This is a genomic window from Litorisediminivivens sp. KMU-197, assembly GCF_056858395.1.
This window is the reverse complement of the sequence record NZ_JBXEQG010000002.1, coordinates 361,921-383,592: the sequence shown is the minus strand read 5'-3', so window position 1 is coordinate 383,592 and position 21,672 is coordinate 361,921. Positions and strand designations below refer to the sequence as shown.

Sequence of the window (21,672 nt, the reverse complement as noted above, 5' to 3'; positions counted from 1 at the left end):
ATACAGGCAAGACATGGAACTTTCTGAACTGCTGAAGCCCGAGGCGATCCGGGTCTCCACGACCTGTTCGAGCAAGAAGCGCCTGATGCATGACGTCGCCGAACTGGCGCGTCATGCCTACGGCATCGACGGCTCGACCGCGGTCGAAGCGCTTCTGGAACGCGAAAGCCTTGGCCCGACCGGCGTTGGCCACGGCGTCGCCCTGCCGCATGCCCGGATCAGCGGCATCGACAGCGTCGTCGGGTGCTTCCTGCTGCTGGAAAAGCCGATCGACTTTGATTCGGTCGACCGTCAGCCGGTGGATCTGGTCTTCGGCCTTTTCGCGCCCGAGGACGCAGGCGTCGAACACCTCAAGGCGCTGGCCCGGGTGTCGCGCCTGCTGCGCGATGCAGCGGTCTGCACCAAGCTGCGCGCCAACCACGACAGCTCCACGCTCTACACGATCCTGACCGAACACGAGGCGATGAAGGCCGCCTGACACCGGCCGTTCCGCTCCGAGACATCCGCCTGCCCCGCACCGCGCGGCAGGCTTTTTCATGTCCACGCACCCCCAGGCGCGCCGCCGATCCCGGACATGATCCGGGATCTCCCGTCATCGTTGCGGGGCAGGCGCTTCCCGACACCTGCCCCCAGTGGCGCACCCTACTGGATCCGCGACCAGTTCTGCGACGAACACAGCAATCCGCCCGCGACGCATCCCTGCAATTTCAAGGCATTGCCGCTCAGCGTCATCTTGCCGGTATAGATCTTGTCGTTCGACGGCCGCCAGACCTTGCCGGAATACTTGCCGCCGCCATTGGGCACCATGTTGATCACCAGCGTCTTGCCCTTGTTGGGCGAATCGTATTCGCCGCCGGCGTTGAAGGTCCGGCTGATCACGCCACAGACCTTGCCCGAACAGGGCTTCATGGTGACATGCGCATAGGCGCCATCGTCGGGCTCGGTCTGCCAGACGCCCAGCACCGGATCGGCCACTGCCGCCCCTGCCGTCAGCGCCAGTGCGGCACAGGCCATCGCGAATTTTTTCATCTCTCGTCCTCCCTGAGTGATGATGCAATCCTGAGAGTCATATGCCGCGACTGGCAAGTGTGACGTGGGGTCCATTGCAATCCGACGCTTAACATGCAAAACGCCCTCGCTATTGCGACACCAAGGGTTCCGACGCTCATGATCCTCTACCCGGCCATCGACCTCAAGGACGGCAACGCCGTGCGTCTGCTGCGCGGCGATATGGACAAGGCGACGGTCTTCAACGACGACCCCGCCGCCCAAGCCCGCGCCTTCGTCGATGCGGGCTGCGAATGGCTGCATCTCGTCGATCTGAACGGCGCCTTTGCCGGCGCGCCCGTCAACGCCGGCGCGGTCGAGGCGATCCTCGCCGCCACCGCGGTGCCCACCCAGCTGGGCGGCGGCATCCGCGACATGGCCACCATCGAAAGCTGGCTGAACAAGGGGCTTGCCCGCGTCATCCTCGGCACCGTCGCCGTCGAGGATCCCGCGTTGGTGCGCGCAGCCGCCAGCGCCTTCCCCGGACAGGTCGCCGTCGGCATCGACGCCCGCGACGGCCGCGTCGCCACCAAGGGCTGGGCCGAAGAAACCGACGTGCTGGTTACCGATCTGGCGCGAAGCTTCGAAGACGCCGGTGTCGCCGCGATCATCTACACCGACATCAATCGCGACGGTGCCATGCAGGGCCCCAACATCGAGGCCACGGCGGCGCTGGCCAACGCCGTGTCCATCCCTGTCATCGCCTCCGGCGGCGTCTCCTCACTCGACGACCTGCGCGCGCTGAAGACCTGCGGCGCCCCGCTCAACGGTGCGATCTCCGGCCGCGCGCTCTATGACGGTGCGATTGACCTGCGCGAGGCGCTCTCCATAATGGCCGCATAATCCCGGCCAAACCGGAGCGCCCATGCTCAGCGACGCCCTCCTCGCCTTTTTCGTGATCGCCCCCGCGGCGATCTCGGCGGTCACGGCCCGGCAACACCCGCACCGCGCCGCGCGCGCCATCGCCCTCTGGGCCGGTGCGGTCTGGTCGCTGCTGACCGGCCTCGCCCTGCTGCCAAGCCTGCTCTGCGATGGCGGCCTCTATGGCGACTTCGCGGCCTGTGCCGGTGGCCCCTCCGTCACCGCAGCCTTCACCGCCGCCGCGCCGCACATGCGCCTGATCCTGCTCAGCTACGTCCTCTCCGCGCCGTTCTTCGCGCTGCTGGTCGCGCTGCTGAACCGCGCCGCCCTGCGCACGGCCCGGCCGCTCTCGGGCCCGTCGTCTGTCTGAAAACGCCGCAGTGCTGGCTTTGACGGGGGCCGCGCCCCGTCACAGCAACCCCGCTTCCACAAGGAACTCTTGCGAGGTGCACATCGCCGAATCCTCGGCCGCAAGAAACAGCACCATCTGCGTTACGTAGCCCGGCTGGATCAGCTCCTTCAGGCACTGCGTGTCTAGGTTTTCCTGCAAAGCCTCTGGCGTCGCCCAGAGCGTCTTCTGCCGTTCGGTCATCACCCAGCCCGGCACCACTGTGTTGACCCTTATGCGGTGCGGCCCCAGCGCCGTCGCCATCGACCGCGTCAGCCCGTGCACCGCCGCCTTGGCTGTGGTGTAGGCCGGCATGTTGCCCATGCCCTGCTTCCAGCTGCACGACCCCATGTTGACGATCGACCCGCCGCCGGCCTCGATCATCCCGGGCGCAACCGCCTGGATCGCAAAGAACTGATGCCGCAGGTTGGTCGCCATCCGGTCGTCCCAATAATCCCCGGTCACATCGCGCCAGTCATGCCGGTCGTCCCGCGCCGCGTTGTTGACCAGCACGGTCGGCGCGCCCACACGTTCCGCCAGTCCGGCCACCGCCGCCCTAAGGGCCCCGATGTCACGCAGGTCGCAGGCCGCGAAGGCCACGCCAAGCTCCTCCGACAGTGCCGCGCCGGCCGTCGCGTCGAGGTCGATGAAACCGACGCGCGCGCCCTGCCCGGCAAAGCCGCGCACCATGTCCGCCCCGATCCCCGAAGCTCCCCCGGTCACCAGCACCGACCGCCCGCGCAGGCTCGGATAGCGCGCAAATTCCGTCATCCCGTGTTCCTCCGAACTTTGGTATACCATTTCCCAAGCCGCCGCGATTTGCAACGCCCCGCTTGCCCCCTGCCGCGCCGCGCCGTATGAGACCCCATGCTCAAGACCCGCATCATCCCCTGTCTCGACGTTGCCGACGGCCGCGTCGTCAAGGGCGTCAACTTCGTCGACCTGCGCGATGCCGGCGACCCGGTGGAATCGGCCCGTGCCTATGACGCGGCGGGCGCGGATGAGCTCTGCTTCCTCGACATTCACGCCACCCACGAAAACCGCGGCGTGATGATGGACGTGGTGCAGCGCACCGCCGAGCAATGCTTCATCCCGCTCACCGTGGGCGGCGGCGTCCGCACCGCCGCCGATGTCCGCAAGCTGCTGCTGGCGGGTGCGGACAAGGTCAGCTTCAACTCCGCCGCCGTGGCCAACCCCGACGTCATCGCCGAGGCTGCCGACCAGTTCGGCAGCCAGTGCATCGTCTGCGCCATCGACGCCAAGACCGTCAGCCCCGGCAAGTGGGAGATCTTCACCCACGGCGGCCGCAAGCCCACGGGCATCGACGCGGTGGAATTCGCCGAACTGGTCACCGAGAAGGGCGCCGGGGAAATCCTGCTCACCTCGATGGACCGCGACGGCACGCGGGCCGGTTTCAACCTGCCGCTGACCCGCGCGATCTCGGACGCCGTGTCGGTCCCGGTGATCGCCTCTGGCGGGGTCGGCACCCTCGATCACCTCGTCGACGGCGTGCTCGAGGGCGGCGCCTCTGCGGTGCTCGCCGCCTCGATCTTTCATTTCGGCGACTACACCATCGCCGAGGCCAAACAGCACATGATCGACAGCGGCATCCCGATGAGGCTGACATGAGCACCCTGCACGATCTCGCGGCCACCATCGCCGCCCGCAAAAGCGCCGATCCCGACAGTTCCTGGACCGCCAAGCTGTTGGCGAAGGGGCCCGAGAAATGCGCCGAGAAGTTCGGCGAAGAGGCGGTGGAAGCGATCATTGCCGCGGTGAAGAACGACCGCGACAACCTCCGGGACGAAGCCGCCGACGTGCTCTATCACCTCCTTGTCATGCTCGCCGCCCGCGACGTGCCGCTCGACGACGTTCTGGCCGAACTCGCCCGTCGGCAGGGCACTTCCGGCATCGCCGAAAAGGCTTCCCGCGGCTAAGGCCAAGGGCAGGGAACCACCCCGCCCGCAACACGTTGTGTCCCCGCAACCTGAGGGGACCAACATGGCCGATCTGACATGCGACGTGGCGATCATCGGTGCGGGCACCGCAGGGCTCGCCGCAGAACGCAACGCGCGCGGCCACGGGGCCAAAACCCTGCTGATCGACCCCGATTTCGCCGGCACCGTCTGCGCCACCGTGGGCTGCATGCCGTCCAAGCTTCTGATCACCGCCGCGAAATCTGCCCATGCCGCGCGCAACAGCGACACCTTCGGCATCCGCACCGGCGAGGTCGCCATTGACGGACCCGCCGTCATGCAGCGCGTCCAGGACCTCCGCGACGACTTCGCCTCCCACACCCGTGAAAGCTTCGACGAACTGCCTGACGGCACCTGCATCCAGGCCTGCGCCCGCTTCACCGGCCCCACCGACCTCGCGCTCGACGATGGCCGCACCGTGCAGGCGAAGTCCGTCATCATCGCCGCCGGGTCCGCGCCTATGATCCCTGAGCCTTACCAAGATCTCGGCGACCTTGTGCTCACCAACCGCACCATCTTCGAACTGGACGACCTGCCCGGAAGCCTTGCCGTCATTGGCGGCGGCGCCATCGGCGTGGAACTGGCGCAGGCCATGGCCCGCCTCGGCGTGCGCGTGGCGCTCTACGACCGCGAAACCACGCTGGCGGCCATGCGCGACCAGACCGTGCAGCGGGCGCTTCAGAACACCCTGTCGCAGGACCTGACCCTGCACCTCGGCACCGATCCTCAGCCCAGTGTGCACGACGGCAAGGTCCGCCTCGCCATCGAGGGCCAGACCGACACCTTCGACAAGGTGCTTCTTGCCGCCGGTCGGCCGCCGCAACTGGACGGGCTCGATCTCGAAGCCACCGGCCTCGAACTGAACGACAAGGGCCTGCCCGACATCAACCCCACCACCATGCAGTGCGGCGACGCGCCCATTTTCATGGCAGGCGACGTGAACGGCATGCGCCCGGTACTTCACGAAGCCTCGCTTGAGGGTGCCGTGGCCGGGCGCAATGCGGTGGCCTTTCCCGCCGTGGTCAAGACCGACTGCCGCGTGCCGTTTACCATCACCTTTACCGACCCGCCCGTGGTGTCCATCGGACACCCGCCCGAGGGCGACGGCCACACTGGCACCTCGCATTACACCGATCAGGGCCGCGCGCGGGTCGAGGCTCGCAACGTCGGTCTCCTGCGCCTCTACGCCTCTGCCCCCGAAGGCCGCATCACCGGCGCCAGCCTGTTCTGCCCGGGCGCGGAGCATCTCGGACACCTGCTGGCCTGGGCGATCGAAACCGGCGCCACCGCCAGCGACCTGCTCGACAACCGCCCCTATTACCACCCGACGCTCGAAGAGGGCCTCCGCTCGGCCCTGCGCGACATCTGCAAGGCCCTGCACATGCCGGTCCCCGGCAGCCGCGACCCCGGCGACCCGCCCGGGATCTAACCCGGCCCGATCACCGCGCCGCTGGCTGCCTGCTCCTCCGCATGGGCCATCCACCCGGCACAGCGCCCCAGCGCGAAAAGCTCGAGCCCCGCCTGCTCCGGCAGGTCCAGTACCGTCACCACATGCGCAAGCGCCAGGTCGAGGCCCGGACAGACTCCGCGCTCGGCCAGCCACGCGACCACCCTTTCCCAGTCCGGCTCCAGCGGAAGCACCCGGAATATCTCGTCGACCCGGGGATCGGCCTCTGACGACAACTGCCCGAACCCTGCCGGCACATCCTCCGGCAGCTTGTCGCGTACCGCGCGCATCGTCTCCAGCGCCCGGACGACCCCGTCGCCCCTGCCCGACAGCGCCGCCAGCCCGCTGACCAGGCAGGCGGCGAGCCCCGCACCGGTCGAGGCAGTCACCCGGCAGGCATGGGATGATGCGTCCGGCGCATGATCCGCGCACAGCACCAGCACCCGCCGCAACAGGTCTCCCTCGTCGTCGGCCAGTTCCCAGGCCTCGGCCAACTGCTCTTCGACCGGCCCGATCCCGCGCTGCCGCGTCACCGCGTTGACCAGTGCCTGCACCAGGTCGAGCGGCGTGACCTCCGGGTCCGCCACCCTCCGGGCCAGCGCCATCAACATCCGCGGCAGCGCTTCCGGAGCGGCCAGCAGGGGCATCTTGTCCGGCCGCGCAGCCGTCAGGGTGCGTCCCAGCAACAGCGCCGTCACCGCCTCGAACGACATCGTGCGCGACAGCGCCAGCGCATCCTTCCCGCGATAGAACGGCCGCCCGTCCCGCACCTCCGTGATCAGGGGCGCCCGCGCGCCGCGCTCCAGCCGCACTGCGGTGCGCGTGCGTCCGCGCGCCTTCCGCGCCGCCCAGGATTCAACGTCTTCGCGGACATACAGCGATCTGCGCGCATCGCCCGGATGCTGGAACGACCGGATATGGCCACGGCTGACGTAGGCATAAAGCGTCTGCGCGCTGACCTTCAGCAGGTCGCGGGCTTCGTCCGCCGACATCACCTCGTGATCGCGCAGTTTCATGTTGATTATCTTGACCGGAATTTCGCACCGGTCAATCGTGAGGCCTAGTCCATGCTGCGCTCGATCCGCGCCAGAACCTCCGGCAGGTCGCCCAGGCCCACGCCCTCCACCATCTGCCTGTTCAGCGTCTTGGGTGAGGCCAGCGCCCACTTTTCCTCGGCCAGCCGACCGGCGCGGTCGAGCGGCGTGCTCTGAAGAAACCCCGTCACCAGCCGCGCCACGTAAAGCTCGGCCGCGTCCGCGTCTCCGGTACGGCCTGCCAGCCAGCCGGCCCCGGTTTCCAGCATTTGCAGCACCCCGGTCACCAGCGTCGAGGCCGCGAAATGCGCCGGAATGGCATCCTCCGCCACCGGCAACACCGGGTTCATCGGCCCGAACAGGGCCTGCATCGCGCCTGCGTCCCCCGCCACCGGCAAGGGACAGCCGCCATGTTCGACAAAGCCGTAGGGGATCGTCACTGAAAGCCGCGTCACCGGCGCGCAGACCTCGCCCAACTCCGCCAGAGACACCCCGGCCATCACCGACACCACCTGCTGTCCGTCCCGGAAGGCCAATGCCGAAACCACCTCGCGCCATACCCCCGGACGCAGGCACAGGATCACCACCTCGCTGCCCTCCACGACGGCCTGGTTCTCGGCCACCGTGATCCCCAGACCCGCCGCCGCCAGCCTGGCCGAGGTCTCGCGGTTTCTCTCCGACACCCTCACCTCATGACCGGCCCGCGCCAAGGCCCGCGCCATCGGCGCCGAAATATGCCCCGTTCCGATAAACCCGACCCGCGCCATGTCACGCTCCTCCCGCTTCATCTTGCCGGAAAAACTCCCGCCGGAGGCTCCCGCATTCCCGCAAGCGCCACCGCCGGCGCCGTCATACAGTCCGTTCCCGCCGCGCATTGCGCCATTGCCGCCAGAGAAACGCGCCGATGAACCATAACGTCAGCATCAGCACGATGGTCGGCGCCGGTGCGCTGTCCAGCCAGAAGCTCGCATAGACCCCGCCCAGCATCGCCGTCAGGTTCACCCCCACGGCCACCGCCAGCATGTGCCGGAACTCCCGCGTCAGCAGGAACGCGATCGCCCCGGGTGAGATCAGCAGCCCGATCGCCAGGATCAGCCCCACCGCGCTCAGCACCGCGACGATGGTCAGCGACAGGATCGACAGCATGCCGTAGTGCAACCAGCCCACCGGCAACCCGATGGCCTGCGCCTGCGCCGGATCGAAGGCATGCAGCAGCAGGTCCTTCCATTTCAGCACCAGCACGAAGGTCACGAACGCCCCCACGATGCCCGCCGTCCACAGGTCCGCCGCGCCGACCCCCAGCATGTTGCCGAACAGGATGTGATCGAGGTGCACGTTGGTCTGAACCTTGACGTAAAGCACCATTCCCAGGCCGAACATCCCCGAGAACACCACCCCCATCACCGTGTCCTGCTTCACCCGGCTGTTGGCGTTCAGATACCCCGTTGCCAGCGCACAGGTCATCCCGGCCACGAAGGCCCCGATGATAAGCGGAATGCCCAGCATGTAGGCCAGCACCACGCCGGGCAGCACCGCGTGGCTCACCGCGTCGCCCATCAGCGACCAGCCCTTGAGCACCAGAAAGCAGCTCAGGATCGCTGTCGGCGGCGCCAGCAGCAGCGCCACCAGAAAGGCGTTCTGCATGAAGGGAAACAGGAACGGCATCGCCAGCTGGTCCATCACGCCTCCCGCAGCGCCTCGGCCGCGCGGGCCTTCGCCGCCCGCAACCCGTGCTTCGGCGCAAAGAAGAACGCCAGCAGGAACAGTGCCGTCTGGAAGCAGATGATGATCCCGCCCGTCGCGCCATCAAGGAAATAGGACGCATAGGCCCCCACGAAGGACGTTACCGCGCCGATTGCCACGCTGATCGTCAGCAGCACCGGAAACCGGTCCGCCAGCAGATAGGCGGTGGCGCCCGGCGTCACCACCATGGCAATCACCAGAAAGGCCCCCACCGTCTGCAACGCCGCCACGCAAGAGGCGCTCAGCAGCACGAAGAACACGAACCGCAACCGCTCGGGCCTGAGGCCAATGCTCCGCGCATGTGTCTCGTCGAAGAAGGCCACCATCAGGTCCTTCCATTTCCACAGCAGCACCGCCAGCGACACGAAACCGATGATCGCCAGTTGCAGCGTGTCCTCCGGCGTGATCGCAAGGATATTTCCAAGGATGATGGTCTGCACGTCCACCGACACCGGCGAGACCGACACCATGAACAGCCCCAGCCCGAAGAAGCTGGTGAAGATGATGCCGATGATCGCATCCTCCTTCAGCCCGGTCCGCTGGTTCAGGAACAGCATCGCCGCTGCCGCCAGACCGCCCGACAGAAAGGCGCCCAGCGCAAACGGCAGCCCCAGCATATAGGCCCCCGCCACCCCCGGCACGATCGAATGCGAAAGCGCGTCACCGATCAGGGACCAGCCCTTCAGCATCAGGTAGGCCGATAGGAACGCACAGACCGCGCCGACCAGCGCCGAGACCCACATCGCGTTGGTCATGTAGCCATAGGCGAAGGGCTCGAGCAGCGTGCTCACGTCTCGTCCCCGTTGTCGTTCGCCGCGTCCTCGGCCGCGTGCTGGGTCCGCGCCTGATCGTCGTACATCACGAAAGGCCGCTCGTCGTCCGACAGGATGGTGACCGCCCGCGTGTCCTCATCGTCATGCAGGTCGGCGCCGCCGAGGACGAAGTGCCGCAGCACGCCGCCAAAGGCCGCCTCGAGGTTCTCGCGCGTGAACACCTCTTCGGTCGGGCCGTAGTTCAGTACCGTGCCTTTCACCAGCACCACCTGATCGCAGAACTCGGGCACGGAACCCAAGTTGTGCGTCGACACAAGCATCACCTTGCCCTCGGCCCTCAACTCGCGCAGCAGCGCGATGATCGCCTCCTCGGTTTGCACATCGACGCCGGTGAAAGGCTCGTCCAGCAGGATCACCTGGCCCTCCTGCGCCAGCGCCCGCGCCAGGAACACCCGCTTGCGCTGGCCGCCCGACAACTCGCCGATCTGGCGCTTGCGATAGCCCTGCATCCCGACCCGGTCGAGCGCCGCCTTGACCGCCGCCTTGTCCTTGGCCGAGGGGATGCGCAGCATCCCCATCCGGCCATAGCGGCCCATCATCACCACGTCCTCGACCAGCACCGGAAAGGTCCAGTCGACCTCCTCGGCCTGCGGCACATAGGCCACCAGCCCCTGTCTCAGCGAGGCCGCGACCCCCTGCCCGAGAATGCCGATCTCGCCCTTCGAGGCCGGCAGGAACCCCATGATCGCCTTGAACAGCGTCGATTTCCCGGCTCCGTTCACGCCGACGAGGGCCGCGATCGACCCCCGTGGCACCGCGAAGGACGCGGATTTCAACGCCGTCACCCCGTTGCGATAGGTCACCGCAAGATCGCGGACCCAAAGCCCCGCCGTGTCGAACTCAGCCGTCTCGATCCTAGCCACCGGTCAATCCGTTCACCACCGTTTCGGTCGTCACCCTGAGAAGGTCCAGATAGGTCGGCACCGGACCGTCCGCTTCGCTCAGGCTGTCCACGTAAAGCTCGCCGCCGTACCGCGCACCGGTCTCCCGCGCGACCTGTTTCGCCGGATCAGTGTTCACCGTGCTTTCGCAGAACACCACCGGTATTTCCTTGGCGCGGATCGTGTCGATCATCCGCCGCACCTGCTGCGGCGTGCCGGTCTGGTCGGCGTTCATCGGCCAGAGGTAAACCTCGTTCAGCCCGAAATCCCGTGCCAGATAGGAAAACGCGCCCTCGCAGGTCGCCAGCCAGCGCTGGTCTTCCGGCACGGTCTGGATCAACTCGCGCAGCGGTTCAATCGCCTGCGTGATCTGTTCCTTGTAGGCCGCAGCATTGGCGGAATAGGTCTCGGCGTTGTCCGGGTCGTGCTCGGCCAAGGCGTCGCGGATGTTGTCCACGTAGATCAGCGCGTTATCCAGCGACATCCAGGCATGGGGGTTGGGCTTGCCCTCATAGGATCCCTCCGCAATCGGGATCTCCTCGACCCCTTCGCTGACCGTGGCCGACGGCTTGTCCCCGAGGTTGCCCAGAAACTGCTCGAACCACAGTTCGAGGTTCATGCCGTTCCACAGCACAAGGTCGGCATCCACCGCATCCACCAGATCGCGCGGCGTCGGCTCATAGCCGTGGATCTCGGCGCCCGGCTTGGTGACCGAGACCACCTTCGCCGCGTCGCCGGCCACGTTCTGCGCCATGTCGGCAATCACCGTGAAGGTCGTCACCACCTTGAAATCCTGTGCCGCCACCGGCCCGCCAACAGCCAGCGTCAGTGCGGCAATCGCAGCTCTCAACATCGCGTATTCTCCTTCAGGGTCCTCTGCGCCAATATGCGGCCCCGGCCCCGGATGTCAATGCAATTAAGAACCATTCTCAACAAAGATCGGCCCCCTTGCACCCCCGGCCGCGCTGCCTATGCTGCCCGAAACCTCCGCAAACCACAGGATATGAGCATGAGCCTCCGCGTCGATCTCAACGCCGACATGGGCGAAAGTTTCGGGCCGTGGGTCATGGGAAATGACACCGCGCTGCTCGACACCATCACCTCGGCCAACATCGCCTGCGGCTTCCATGCCGGCGACCCCGACACCATGGCAAAAACCATGGCGTTGGCCGTGAAGAACGGCGTCGGCCTCGGCGCCCACCCCGGTTTCGAGGACCTGCGCGGTTTCGGCCGCCGCCGCCTGAAACTGTCGTCGGAGGAATTGTCCAACCTCGTCACCTACCAGATCGGCGCTGCGCAGGGCATGGCCCGCGCCGCCGGGGGCGAGGTGCGCCACATCAAGCTGCACGGCGCGCTGGCCAACATGTGCTCCGAAGATCGCGACCTCGCGCTGACCTGCTATCGTGCGGCGATCAAGGTCGCGCCGGAGGCCCGCATCATGGTGCTTGCGGAAACCGCTCAACAGGCCGCCGTTGAAGAGCTGGGCGACCGCTGGGTGGGCGAGATCTTCGCCGACCGCGCCTACAACGACGACGCCACGCTGGTCGACCGGTCCAAACCCGGCGCCGTGATCCATGACGCCGACCGCGCCGGGCCGCGCATTGCCGAGATGGTCAAGGCCGGCGCCATCATCACGGAGTCGGGCAAGCACATCCCAGCCAAGATCGACACCATCTGCCTGCACGGCGACACGCCCGAAGCGGTCGAGCTGGCGGCCTCTGTCCGCGCCGCGCTGGAATCCTCCGGCATCACCATCCGCCAGTTCGACTGAGGCCCCATGTTCCCCGACACCCTTCTCGCGCAGGTGCGCGCCCGCTTTGCCCATGTCGACACCTGCCCCTTTCAGGGCCCGCGCATCTTTTTCGAGAACGCCGGCGGCGCGCTGACCCTCAACTCGGTGGTCGAAACCTCAACACGGTTCGCCGCCATCCCCGACAATCAGGGCCGCGACAACCCCGCCGCCCACGCGTTGATGGACGCCATCGCAACGGCCAAATCCGACATGGCCACCTTCTTCGGCGCGTCCACGGGACAATTCTTCGTGGGCGAGTCGGGCACCGAGCTTACCTTCCGCCTGCTCCGCGCCATGATCCTCGGTTCCCGCCAGGGCCCGGTGATCGGCTCGACCGTCGAGCACCCGGCCTCGCGCTCTGCCGCCCGGAAATGGGCGCATGTGTCGGGCCGCGATTATATCGCCGTGCCGCATGACGATGCCCGGGGCCTCGCCACCCCCGAGGCTTACGCCGCCCACGTCACCGAGGACACCACCGTCGCCACCATCCTGCACACCTCGCCGGTGACCGGCATGGCGATGGACCTGCCGGGCATCGTCAAGGCCATCCGCGCCACGGCCCCCGACTGCCTGATCTTCGTCGACGGCATCCAGCATGCCTCGCACGGGTTGATCGACATCGACAGCTACGACATCGACGGCTACGTGATCTCGCCCTACAAGGTGTTCTCGCGCCATGGCTACGGCATCGCCTGGGTCTCGGACCGGGCGTCGAAGCTGCGGCTCGAAGGGCTTCAGGGCGGCCCGGACGAAAACTGGGAATTCGGCACCCGCGACACCGGCGCCTATGCCACCTTCTCCGACGTGGTGGACTACTTCGACTGGTTGGGGGAACAGGTCTCGGACGCAGAGGCGCGCCGCGACCGTATCCTCGCCGCCGGCGCCGCCATCCACGATCACGAACAGGCGCTGACGCAAGCCATGCTGCACGGCACCGGCAACCTGCCCGGCCTCGCCGAATTGCCGGGCGTGCAGATCGTCGGTGGCGCTGACAACCCGGCGCGCGAAGGTCTCGTCAGCTTCTGGCGCGACGGCACCGCGTCGGAAGAAATCGTTGCCGCCCTCAACGCGCAAGGCATCCGCACCCACACCCGCAAGGCGGATCACTATTCCGGCAACATCCTCGATCCGCTGGGCCAGCCCTCCTGCATCCGGGTTTCGATGTGCCACTACAATTCGCTGGCCGAGGTGGCGGCTTTTCTCGCCGCGATGAAGGACATGTAGGATGGGTGCTCAGCACCCATCCTACGCAAAACTGCCATGGCAGAACCAGCCCGGCGACATGGTCGCACCATGGGCGAAGAACAGCCACAGCCGGTCGCCCTCGGCGCAGGTCACCCGCCAGTAATCGCGCTGGCCGGTGCGCCAGTCGGGATCGTCCAGCCACCACTCCGGCGCAATCCGCTCGGGCCCCTCTGCCGCCGCAAGGTGCAGATCGCGCCCGCGCCAGCGAAACCGCGCCGGCGGCAGCGGCCGATCCGCCGCGATCAGCGGCTCGGGCCGCCAGAGCCGCAACGGCCGTGACAGCCCGCCCCGGGGCCAGGCCGCCGCAGGCTCGGACCAGGCGGCGGCAAGCACCTGCTCGGTCTTCTCCGGGATGTGGCTGTCGCCGGGATGGCGCCGGGTGATCGCCTCCATGCCGACCCGCGCCCCCAGCCGCCCGATCAGGTCGTCCAACGCCGTGTTCGCCGCCAGCCGCGCGTTCACCGCCGCGCCGGCCGCCAGGTGGCCGACCGCGCTGCGCAGCGCCAAAGGCTCGACCTGCACCGCCTCCAGCCGCAGCATGTCGATGCCGAACCCGGCGTCGATATCACCCAGCTTCATCGCCAGCAGCGGCCGCAGCCGGTCCGGATCCTGAGAGGCCCGCGCCAGCCGCGCCTCGATGGCCTGCATGGTGTGGTCGGTGCGGTATGCCTGCAGCCGCAGCGTCCGCGCCCCCTGCCCCTTGTCCTGCAGCAACTGCGCCAGCCGCGCCAGCAGCCGGTCGAGCCCGGCAGCCATGTCCTGTTCCAGCCCGATCGGCTCGGGCAAGGTCATCCTGACCGCAAACCGGAACGGCGGCGCCGCCGGCGACAGCGGTTCCGGCACCGCGCCGGTCGCCTGATCGAGCCGCAGCACCAGCGCCTGCCCGAAACGCCGCGCCAGCGCCGCCCGCGGCTGACCCGCGAGATCGCCGATCACCCGCAACCCCAGCCGCGCCAGCTGTGCCACCACCTCGGGATCCAGCCGCAATGCCGCCACCGGCAGTCCCGCCAGCGCCGTCCGCGTCTGGCCCGGTGCGGCAACGCCACCCGTGCCTGCCTCGGCCTGCCGCGCAGCCGGTGCTGCCCCGCCACGCTCCCAGTGGCGGCGCTTGCCGGCCCGCGACCGCGTCGCTGGCGCCTCCTGGTCGATGTCGTCGCCCGACCGCGCCGCCGCCGCCCCGCGCCCGGCATAACGCGCCAGCGCCCAGGCCCCGCCGCGGCTGTCGGCCAGCCCGATCCGCGCGGTCAGCCCCATGTCGGCGGTCTCCTCGGCCAGCTGCCGGCAGAGCCCGGCCTCACCACCGAACAGATGCGCGCAGCCGGTGATATCCAGCAGCAGCCCGTCGTCACCATCCACCGTGACCCAGGGGCTGAACTTCCCGGCCCAGCGCATCAGCGCATCCAGAAACCCCGCCTCGGCCTGCCGGTTGCGCCGCGCCGTGCGCAGCCGGGCCGAAACCGCATGGGCATCGCGCAACGCTTGTCCCTTGAAGATTCCCTCCGCCGTTGCCGCCGCCGAGACCGACGACAGGATCTGGGTATTGCCCACGTCTTCAACCACCGCGAACGGCGCGTCCTGCAAGGCAGGCTCGCTGCGCAGACGGCGCAACAGGCGCTCGGCCCCGAGACGGGGAAACCAGAGAGAGAGAATACGGCGGCGGGACATGGAACAGGCAGCTTGTTCGCTATTTGTTCCATGGTAGCACCGGCGCACGAAGGAGTCGAGGCAGGGCGGCTTTGGTCGGAAACAGTCAGCGGTTGCCCAGCGCGGCGCCGAGCCCGCCGCGGCAGGGCCAAGCCGTCAGCCGCAGTACACCCCGGTGATCACGTCCTCCGCATCCACCTTCACGTTGGTCCGCACCGGGTTGAACTCCAGCGTCACCACGTCGCCCGGACGGATGATCCGCTTCGGCTCGGGCACCGCCTCGGCCGCCGTCACCGGCTGGCCTTCAAGCTCGGCAAACCGGTCCGCACCGCAGGTCATCCCGTCCTCGCCGATCGGCGCGACCCCGTCGCAACCCGCCAGCACCGCAAGACAGACACTGATCACGAAATTCCGCATAGGCACCCCCAAAGTCATGCAAGGAAAACCGCCGGGTCCCGGCGAAGTTCCCCCGATCGTGAAGACCGACCGGTTGCACCCGCCACAGGCCTGCGCCACCTTGCGGCCAAAGCGACCCAACCAAAGGCCTTCCCGATGAAATCCACTCTCACCGCCCTTACCCTCTCTGCCCTTCTCGCCACGGCCGCGCTGGCCCACAACGGCGTCAAGGACCCGGACGTCATGGCCCGGATGGAAGGCATGTCTGCACTGGGCACGGCGGTCAAGACGCTGGCCGGCATGGCCCGCGGCATGGCTCCCTTCGACGCCGAACAGGCCGCCGCCGCACGCGACAAGCTGCTGGCCCGCGCCGCCGCCATCCCCGAGGTCTTCAAAACCCCCGCCGCCGATCCCAAAAGCGAAGCGCTGCCGGACATCTGGCAGGATTGGGACGCGTTCACCGCCGAGGCGGAAGCGCTGGAACAGGCAGCGGCTGCCCTGGACACCTCCAGCCTCGACGCGCTCAAGACCGGCATCCCGCAGATCGGCCGCGCCTGCAGCAGCTGCCACGAGGACTATCGCATCGACAAGTAAAGCCATTCTCCGCTCTTGATCCCGCGCCCGCTTTGCCACAGGGTCTTGCGAAATCTGACGCAGGGAGAGCGAGACAATGCGCACCAAAGCCGCCGTGGCCCTTGAGGCCGGCAAACCGCTGGAGATCATGGAGGTGAACCTCGACGGCCCGAAAGAGGGCGAGGTTCTGGTCGAGATCAAGGCCACCGGCATCTGCCACACCGACGAATTCACCCGCTCGGGCGCAGACCCCGAAGGGCTGTTCCCGGCGATCCTCGGACACGAGGGCGCCGGCGTGGTGGTCGAGGTCGGCCCCGGCGTCAAGGACCTCAAGGTCGGCGACCACGTGATCCCGCTCTACACCGCCGAGTGCCGCGAATGCGAATACTGCCTGCACCCCAAGACCAACCTCTGCCAGAAGGTGCGCGCCACCCAGGGCAAGGGCGTGATGCCCGATGGCACCTCGCGGTTCTCGATGCTCGATGGCACGCCGATCCTGCACTACATGGGCTGCTCGACCTTCTCGAACTACACCGTGCTGCCTGAAATCAGCCTCGCCAAGATCCGCAAGGACGCACCCTTCGACAAGGTCTGCTACATCGGCTGCGGCGTCACCACCGGCATCGGCGCGGTGATCTACACCGCCAAGGTCGAGATCGGCGCCCGCGCCATTGTCTTCGGCCTCGGCGGCATCGGCCTGAACGTAATCCAGGGGCTCCGGCTGGCCGGCGCCGACCAGATCGTCGGCGTCGACCTGAACAACGACAAGAAGGACATGGCCACCAAGTTCGGTATGACCGACTTCGTCAACCCGTCCGAGGTCGACGGCGATCTGGTGGGGCATCTGGTCGAGCTTACCAAGGGCGGCGCGGATTACACCTTCGACGCCACCGGCAACGTCAACGTCATGCGCACGGCGCTGGAATCGGCGCACAAGGGCTGGGGCGAATCGATCATCATCGGCGTCGCGCCGGCAGGGGCCGAGATCGCGACGCGGCCGTTCCAGCTGGTCACCGGCCGGGTCTGGCGCGGCACCGCCTTCGGCGGCGCGCGGGGCCGGACGGACGTGCCCAAGATCGTCGACTGGTACATGGACGGCAAGATCGACATCGACCCGATGATCACCCACACCATGCCGCTCGAGGATATCAACAAGGGCTTCGACCTGATGCACGAGGGCAAGTCGATCCGTTCGGTCGTGGTTTACTGACGCAGGCGATGGGTGCCGAGCACCCATCCTACCGACAAAGGGGGGCTGCGGTCCCCTTTGTCACGTGGTGCGCATGGGGTGGCGTAGACTAGGCCTAAGGAGTGGGATGAATGGAAGTCACGATCCAGGAAGCCCGGCGCGGAGAGGACGATGCGCGGGTCTGGCAGATCCTGAAACCGGCCGTCGAGGCCGGCGATACCTTCTGCGCCGATCCCAATGGCGGCATGGCCGGAGGGCTGGCGTACTTCTGGCCTGCGGCGGCGCAGGTCTGGATCGCCTCGGAAGACGGGCAAGACCTCGGTTGCTTCTATCTTCGACCGAACCAGACCGGCGGCGGTTCGCATGTCTGCAACGCCGGCTATTGCACTAGCCCGGCGGCGCGAGGGAAGGGCGTGGCGCGGCAGATGCTGACGTTTTCGCTGGAAGAGGCGCATCGGCAGGGCTACCGCGCCATGCAGTACAACTTCGTCGTCGCGACCAACATCCGCGCCATCGAAACCTGGCAGCGGGCCGGCTTCGATGTGGTAGGCCGCCTGCCCGGCGCCTTCCGGCACCCGACCGACGGTCATGTCGACGCGCTGGTGATGTACAAGACTTTGGTTTGACGGAGCCGCACCCGTGGCCCATATGGAACCCATGGCTGACAAAACCCCCTTGCTCGCCGTCCTGATCGACGCCGACAACACCTCTCCCAAGTACACCAAGGCGATCTTCGACGAGATCGCCACCCTGGGCGAGGCCTCCGTGCGCCGCTGCTACGGCGATTTCTCCTCACAGCAGATGGCCGGATGGTCGCGGGTGCAGGCCGAATTCGGCATGGTCCCGCACCACCAGCCCGCCAACACCGTGGGCAAGAACGCCAGCGACATCGCGCTGGTGATCGATGCCATGGACATCCTGCATTCGGGCCGCTTCGACGCCTTCGTGCTGGTGTCGTCGGACAGCGATTTCACCCGCCTCGCCAGTCGCATCCGCGAACAGGGCCTCGCGGTCTATGGCATCGGCCAGCGCAAGACGCCCGAAGCCTTCCGCAAGGCCTGTAAACGCTTCATCTTCCTCGAAAACATCGGAGAAGACGAACCCAAGGCTACCCCTAGCGGTCGCTCGCTCGACGAGGCGCGCAACCTGATCTTCAAGGCGATGGAGGGGATCGAGCAGGACGACGAGTGGTACACCCTGGGCCAGATCGGCCAGTTCATCACCGCCGCCAATCCCGACTTCGACACCCGCAGCTACGGCCACCGCAAGCTGAGCGACCTCGTGGCCAAGCTCAAGGTTTTCGAGACCCGCAAGGGCGCCGGCAACCAGCTGCTGGTGCGGCGCGTCGACTGAGCCTGAAAGAAAGAAAGGGGCGCTGCCCCTCGCCCTGCGGGCTCACCCCGGAGTTTATCCGGCAAGATGAAGCAGCAGCGTCGTCCCCGAGTCTTCTCTGGTTCACAAGTATCCCGGGGGTGAGGCCAAGGGCCGAGGGGGCAGCGCCCCCTGAGCGGCCGACGGTGTCGGTCATCTCAAGACATCAGATATCGCGTGCACCATCGGCGCAAGCCAGCTCAACCCAGCATCCCGCCGCTTCGTGCGACCGCACGCAGGCGTCGATGAACCTGACGCCTTCGGCGCCATCGGCCACACGCGGCAGACCAAGCCATCCCGCAGGCAGGTCGCGGCCGTCGCGGCGCGCGGCGACAGCCATGGCGAACTCGGTGTAAAGATTGCCCCAGGCCTCGATGATGCCTTCGGGGAACCCCCGCGCGGTGCGCACAAGCCGCTCGGTGGCGGCCGACACGCCGTGACCATGGCCGCGGCTGAGGACACGGTCTGGTTCACCGAAACGGTTGACCTTCAGCCGGTCGCAATCTTCGAGGTCCCACTCCAGACCGCCGTCCGAGCCGAACACCCGCAGCCGCAGGCCGCCGCGATTGCCGGGCGCCAGCCGCGTGGCCATCAGCGTTCCCGGCACGTCGCCGTGGCGTGTCCAGGCAAAGACCGTGTCCTCCAGCGGTTTCGGTGCGCCGCAAACGTGGAATTCGGCCCGCAACCCGGTCAGGTCCAGATGGCTGACAAAGCTGGCAAGGTGCGCAGCATGGGTGCCGATGTCGCCTACGCAGCTGGTCTTGCCCGATTTCGCCGGATCAAGCCGCCATTTCACATGCGGCGCATCGGCCACGTCGTCGGGCGTCATCCAGTCCTGCATGAACTCGACGTGGATCTGGTTGATCCGACCGATCCCGCCGCCTGCCACGATCTCGCGCGCCTGCCGGATCATCGGAAAGCAGGACATGACGTAGGACACCCCGAAGACGCAGCCTGTCTCGTCAGCCAATTCCACCAGCGCCTCGGCCTCTGCCACCTCGTTGGTCAGCGGCTTGTCGCAAAGCACATCGATCCCGGCCTCCAGAAAGGCCTTGGCGCAGTCGAAGTGCAGGTGGTTCGGCGTGGTGATCATCACCGCGTCCACCCCGTCTTCGCGGGCGGCCTCGGCGGTCGCCATGTCCGCGTAAGAGCCATAGCAGCGGCTCTCGGGAAGATACCATTCGGCCGCGGCCGCCCGGGCGCGCACCGGGTCAGAGGAAAACGCGCCTGCCGCGACCTCCCACCGATCGGTCAGGCGCGCGGCCGTGGCCTGCATCCCAGAAATGCGCCCGCCGCCGACCACGCCCAGACGCAGGCGACGGCTGAGCCGGGGGAAACTGCCGTCAAAATCAATCGTCTCAGGTAACAGCATGGCAGACCTCCTTCATGCGGGTGGCATCACGCCCTCGGGCAGCATTTCGACCGCCATGAAGACCGACGGCGTGATCGTCTCGTACTGGTGCCAGGGATAGTTGCCCTGGGCGTCATACATCGGGCGGTGGGTCGCGCCGGGGGCCATCGGCTCTTCAAGATAAAGCGTCGCCACATCCCGCGCGCGGCATTGCTGCATCTTGCCGAAACCGATGATCTGGGTGTGCACCTCGCGAAACCCCGGCACCGGGCAGAAGGCATGATCGCGGTGCAGCCCGACGTTCAGCGGCACCGAGGCCGAATGGTAGAGCGTGAAGCCGAATTGCCCGATCCAGACCTTGGGCGACATGTAATGCGCCACCCCGCGCAGGCGCTCTTCGCCGCGCACCTGATAGGCCGAAGGCCACGTGTCCCGGATGCGGGCCAGCAGCGCGCCCTCGTCCGCATGATCGTCGACCCCCTCGATCAGTACAGCATGGGCCACGTCGCGAATGTCGGTGTCCTTCAGGATCACCGATTGCAGCGCGCCAAGCGACTGGTCGCGTACGCGAAGCGGCCGTTCCGCAAGGTTCAGAACGATTGTCCTGCCGGCGATGGCGTGACGGTCCTCGTTCCTCAACACGCGGAGCCGGAAGAACGGGTCGCCGATGGTCAGTGTCTCGATGGTCATGGCGCAACCCTCAGATCGACATTCAGGCCGGGCTCGGAGGTCTCGGCCAGCATGGGCGGGCGGGTGCAGGTGCTTTCGATTTCGACGAAGCGGCCAAGGCCGGGGCTTCGCGTCATGCCCTCCATCACCTCGCACAGGTGCAGGCTCAGCGCGCCGCTGGCACGCGGCTCGCGCCCTTCGCGGACGGCGCACGCCAGATCTGCCAGCCCCACCCCGCGGGCGTCAAAGTTCAGCCCGTGGGTATTCTCGGCCGCCTGCCATTGCGCCGGGGCGTCGGGGCGCGGGCGCTTCGTCCAGCGCGCGGTGTCGCGGGTCCGCAGCCAGACCGGCCCCTGAAAGATGTTCGCCCCGTCGCCCGGATCGGGATCGGGGATGCACAGCGTGCCTTCGGTGCCGTAGATTTCCAGCCGGGGGGTTTCGCTGTCCCAGACATCGAAGCTCACCATCATCTGGCCGGTGACGCCGCTTTCGAATTCGATCAGGCTAAGGCAGTGGGTGTCGACCTCCACCGGCATCATCTGGCCGTGGCGGGGCCCGTTTTCGATCCTCCGCGCCGTTTCCCGCCGACGTCCCATGCCCGCGACACGCGCGATCGGACCAAGGCAGAACACCAGCGCCGCAAGGTAATAGGGGCCAAGATCCAGAAGCGGGCCGCCGCCCTCGGCGTAATAGAAATCCGGGTTGGGGTGATGCCGCTCGACCCCGCTGGTCGGCACGAAGGCCGACACGCTGTGCGGCTCACCGATAATGCCGCTGTCCAGCAACTTGCGCAGGGTCTGCCACCGCCCCCCAAGAAACGTGTCAGGTGCGTTGCCGACCTTGCGTCCCTTGGCAGCGGCGCGTTCCAGAATGCGCCGCCCGTCCGCAAGATCGGTAACGAAGGGTTTTTCCGAATAGACGTGTTTGCCGGCCTCAAGCGCCGCAAGGCTGACCGCCGCATGCGCCGCCGGAACGGTCAGGTTGAGCACCGCGTCGATGTCGGGATCGGCAATGATTTCCTCTGGTGCCATCACCCGCGGCACGCCATGATCGGCTGCCTTGGCGCGGCTTTCATCCATGTTCAGGCTTCCGCAGGCGGTGATCCCGACGCCGGCGCATCCCTTGATGTTCGTAAGATAGATGTCGCTGATGCGACCGGTCCCTATCAGACCGACCCGGAAGGATTTCGCGGGGTCACTCATCGTTCTCCTGTGGGTGGTGGTTTCGAAAGA

25 protein-coding genes are annotated in these 21,672 nt (G+C 67.3%); 12 read left to right on the top strand and 13 right to left on the bottom strand.

Features of this window, described 5'->3' with window-relative positions:
- Nucleotides 1-13 precede the first annotated feature (13 nt).
- Nucleotides 14-478 carry a PTS sugar transporter subunit IIA gene (locus AC04PT_RS06780; protein WP_482872849.1) on the top strand — a complete coding sequence of 155 codons (465 nt, stop codon included), beginning with the start codon at nucleotides 14-16 and terminating at the stop codon, nucleotides 476-478.
- Between the two features lie 164 nt (nucleotides 479-642).
- Here AC04PT_RS06780 and AC04PT_RS06775 read toward each other — a convergent pair whose 3' ends face one another.
- Nucleotides 643-1,029 (bottom strand): DUF2147 domain-containing protein, encoded by a 387-nt coding sequence (locus AC04PT_RS06775; RefSeq protein ID WP_482872848.1) that lies wholly within the window; start codon nucleotides 1,027-1,029, stop codon nucleotides 643-645.
- Between the two features lie 138 nt (nucleotides 1,030-1,167).
- Between AC04PT_RS06775 and hisA the strand changes: the two genes are divergently transcribed.
- On the top strand, nucleotides 1,168-1,890 hold the full coding sequence (gene hisA / locus AC04PT_RS06770; RefSeq protein ID WP_482873083.1) for a 1-(5-phosphoribosyl)-5-[(5-phosphoribosylamino)methylideneamino]imidazole-4-carboxamide isomerase: 723 nt from the start codon (nucleotides 1,168-1,170) through the stop codon (nucleotides 1,888-1,890).
- A 52-nt stretch (nucleotides 1,891-1,942) separates the two neighbouring features.
- On the top strand, nucleotides 1,943-2,278 hold the full coding sequence (locus tag AC04PT_RS06765; protein WP_482872847.1) for a hypothetical protein: 336 nt from the start codon (nucleotides 1,943-1,945) through the stop codon (nucleotides 2,276-2,278).
- A gap of 39 nt (nucleotides 2,279-2,317) precedes the next feature.
- Here the strand turns inward: AC04PT_RS06765 and AC04PT_RS06760 are convergent, their stop codons facing one another.
- Nucleotides 2,318-3,067, bottom strand: a complete 750-nt coding sequence (locus tag AC04PT_RS06760; RefSeq protein ID WP_482872846.1) for an SDR family NAD(P)-dependent oxidoreductase — start codon at nucleotides 3,065-3,067, stop codon at nucleotides 2,318-2,320.
- 96 nt (nucleotides 3,068-3,163) lie between these two features.
- On the opposite strand from AC04PT_RS06760, the gene hisF reads away from it, so the two are divergent.
- The 3 genes from hisF to AC04PT_RS06745 all read left to right on the top strand — a co-directional run bounded on the left by hisF (nucleotide 3,164) and on the right by AC04PT_RS06745 (nucleotide 5,701).
- Nucleotides 3,164-3,925: an imidazole glycerol phosphate synthase subunit HisF gene (gene hisF / locus AC04PT_RS06755; protein WP_482872844.1), complete on the top strand. Its 762-nt coding sequence runs from the start codon at nucleotides 3,164-3,166 to the stop codon at nucleotides 3,923-3,925.
- On the top strand, nucleotides 3,922-4,233 hold the full coding sequence (locus AC04PT_RS06750; protein WP_482872843.1) for a phosphoribosyl-ATP diphosphatase: 312 nt from the start codon (nucleotides 3,922-3,924) through the stop codon (nucleotides 4,231-4,233). The genes hisF and AC04PT_RS06750 overlap by 4 nt, the downstream gene beginning before the upstream one ends.
- Before the next feature lie 64 nt (nucleotides 4,234-4,297).
- Nucleotides 4,298-5,701, top strand: a complete 1,404-nt coding sequence (locus AC04PT_RS06745) for a dihydrolipoyl dehydrogenase (RefSeq protein WP_482872842.1) — start codon at nucleotides 4,298-4,300, stop codon at nucleotides 5,699-5,701.
- On the opposite strand, the gene AC04PT_RS06740 is transcribed toward AC04PT_RS06745, so the two are convergent.
- The 6 genes from AC04PT_RS06740 to AC04PT_RS06715 form a co-directional block, all read right to left on the bottom strand.
- Complete coding sequence (locus AC04PT_RS06740) at nucleotides 5,698-6,735, bottom strand: citrate/2-methylcitrate synthase (RefSeq protein ID WP_482872841.1); 1,038 nt, start codon at nucleotides 6,733-6,735, stop codon at nucleotides 5,698-5,700. The genes AC04PT_RS06745 and AC04PT_RS06740 overlap by 4 nt on opposite strands.
- 44 nt (nucleotides 6,736-6,779) lie before the next feature.
- On the bottom strand, nucleotides 6,780-7,541 hold the full coding sequence (locus AC04PT_RS06735) for an NAD(P)-binding domain-containing protein (protein ID WP_482872839.1): 762 nt from the start codon (nucleotides 7,539-7,541) through the stop codon (nucleotides 6,780-6,782).
- A 61-nt stretch (nucleotides 7,542-7,602) separates the two neighbouring features.
- Nucleotides 7,603-8,436: a metal ABC transporter permease gene (locus AC04PT_RS06730; protein ID WP_482872838.1), complete on the bottom strand. Its 834-nt coding sequence runs from the start codon at nucleotides 8,434-8,436 to the stop codon at nucleotides 7,603-7,605.
- Nucleotides 8,433-9,287: a metal ABC transporter permease gene (locus tag AC04PT_RS06725; RefSeq protein ID WP_482872837.1), complete on the bottom strand. Its 855-nt coding sequence runs from the start codon at nucleotides 9,285-9,287 to the stop codon at nucleotides 8,433-8,435. The genes AC04PT_RS06730 and AC04PT_RS06725 overlap by 4 nt, the downstream gene beginning before the upstream one ends.
- Nucleotides 9,284-10,192, bottom strand: a complete 909-nt coding sequence (locus AC04PT_RS06720; protein ID WP_482872836.1) for a manganese/iron ABC transporter ATP-binding protein — start codon at nucleotides 10,190-10,192, stop codon at nucleotides 9,284-9,286. Before AC04PT_RS06720 ends, AC04PT_RS06725 begins: the two co-directional genes overlap by 4 nt.
- Entirely contained in the window at nucleotides 10,185-11,063 is an 879-nt protein-coding gene (locus AC04PT_RS06715) for a metal ABC transporter substrate-binding protein (protein WP_482872834.1), read from the bottom strand. The genes AC04PT_RS06720 and AC04PT_RS06715 overlap by 8 nt, the downstream gene beginning before the upstream one ends.
- A 156-nt stretch (nucleotides 11,064-11,219) precedes the next feature.
- Here AC04PT_RS06715 and AC04PT_RS06710 point away from each other — a divergent pair, with 156 nt between their 5' ends.
- Entirely contained in the window at nucleotides 11,220-11,981 is a 762-nt protein-coding gene (locus tag AC04PT_RS06710; protein WP_482872833.1) for a LamB/YcsF family protein, read from the top strand.
- A 6-nt stretch (nucleotides 11,982-11,987) separates the two neighbouring features.
- Nucleotides 11,988-13,226, top strand: coding sequence for an aminotransferase class V-fold PLP-dependent enzyme (locus tag AC04PT_RS06705; protein ID WP_482872832.1), 1,239 nt, complete (start codon nucleotides 11,988-11,990; stop codon nucleotides 13,224-13,226).
- Between the two features lie 21 nt (nucleotides 13,227-13,247).
- Here AC04PT_RS06705 and AC04PT_RS06700 read toward each other — a convergent pair whose 3' ends face one another.
- Together AC04PT_RS06700 and AC04PT_RS06695 are read right to left on the bottom strand one after the other, a co-directional pair.
- On the bottom strand, nucleotides 13,248-14,912 hold the full coding sequence (locus AC04PT_RS06700) for a Y-family DNA polymerase (protein WP_482872831.1): 1,665 nt from the start codon (nucleotides 14,910-14,912) through the stop codon (nucleotides 13,248-13,250).
- 135 nt (nucleotides 14,913-15,047) lie between these two features.
- The gene (locus AC04PT_RS06695) at nucleotides 15,048-15,296 is read right to left on the bottom strand and encodes an I78 family peptidase inhibitor (protein WP_482872830.1); all 249 of its coding nucleotides are present in this window, start codon (nucleotides 15,294-15,296) and stop codon (nucleotides 15,048-15,050) included.
- Nucleotides 15,297-15,443: 147 nt separating this feature from the next.
- Between AC04PT_RS06695 and AC04PT_RS06690 the strand changes: the two genes are divergently transcribed.
- From AC04PT_RS06690 to AC04PT_RS06675, 4 genes are all read left to right on the top strand, one after another.
- Entirely contained in the window at nucleotides 15,444-15,881 is a 438-nt protein-coding gene (locus AC04PT_RS06690) for a c-type cytochrome (RefSeq protein WP_482872829.1), read from the top strand.
- Between the two features lie 76 nt (nucleotides 15,882-15,957).
- Entirely contained in the window at nucleotides 15,958-17,070 is a 1,113-nt protein-coding gene (locus tag AC04PT_RS06685; RefSeq protein ID WP_482872828.1) for an S-(hydroxymethyl)glutathione dehydrogenase/class III alcohol dehydrogenase, read from the top strand.
- Between the two features lie 110 nt (nucleotides 17,071-17,180).
- Complete coding sequence (locus AC04PT_RS06680) at nucleotides 17,181-17,675, top strand: GNAT family N-acetyltransferase (RefSeq protein WP_482872827.1); 495 nt, start codon at nucleotides 17,181-17,183, stop codon at nucleotides 17,673-17,675.
- A 31-nt stretch (nucleotides 17,676-17,706) separates the two neighbouring features.
- Nucleotides 17,707-18,402 (top strand): NYN domain-containing protein, encoded by a 696-nt coding sequence (locus AC04PT_RS06675; protein WP_482872826.1) that lies wholly within the window; start codon nucleotides 17,707-17,709, stop codon nucleotides 18,400-18,402.
- 184 nt (nucleotides 18,403-18,586) lie between these two features.
- Here AC04PT_RS06675 and AC04PT_RS06670 read toward each other — a convergent pair whose 3' ends face one another.
- The 3 genes from AC04PT_RS06670 to AC04PT_RS06660 are packed head-to-tail and all read right to left on the bottom strand — an operon-like array spanning nucleotide 18,587 to nucleotide 21,642.
- Nucleotides 18,587-19,792 carry a Gfo/Idh/MocA family protein gene (locus AC04PT_RS06670; RefSeq protein WP_482872825.1) on the bottom strand — a complete coding sequence of 402 codons (1,206 nt, stop codon included), beginning with the start codon at nucleotides 19,790-19,792 and terminating at the stop codon, nucleotides 18,587-18,589.
- 12 nt (nucleotides 19,793-19,804) lie between these two features.
- Nucleotides 19,805-20,461, bottom strand: coding sequence for a hypothetical protein (locus AC04PT_RS06665; RefSeq protein ID WP_482872824.1), 657 nt, complete (start codon nucleotides 20,459-20,461; stop codon nucleotides 19,805-19,807).
- Nucleotides 20,458-21,642, bottom strand: a complete 1,185-nt coding sequence (locus AC04PT_RS06660) for a Gfo/Idh/MocA family protein (protein WP_482872823.1) — start codon at nucleotides 21,640-21,642, stop codon at nucleotides 20,458-20,460. Before AC04PT_RS06660 ends, AC04PT_RS06665 begins: the two co-directional genes overlap by 4 nt.
- Nucleotides 21,643-21,672: the final 30 nt, after the last annotated feature.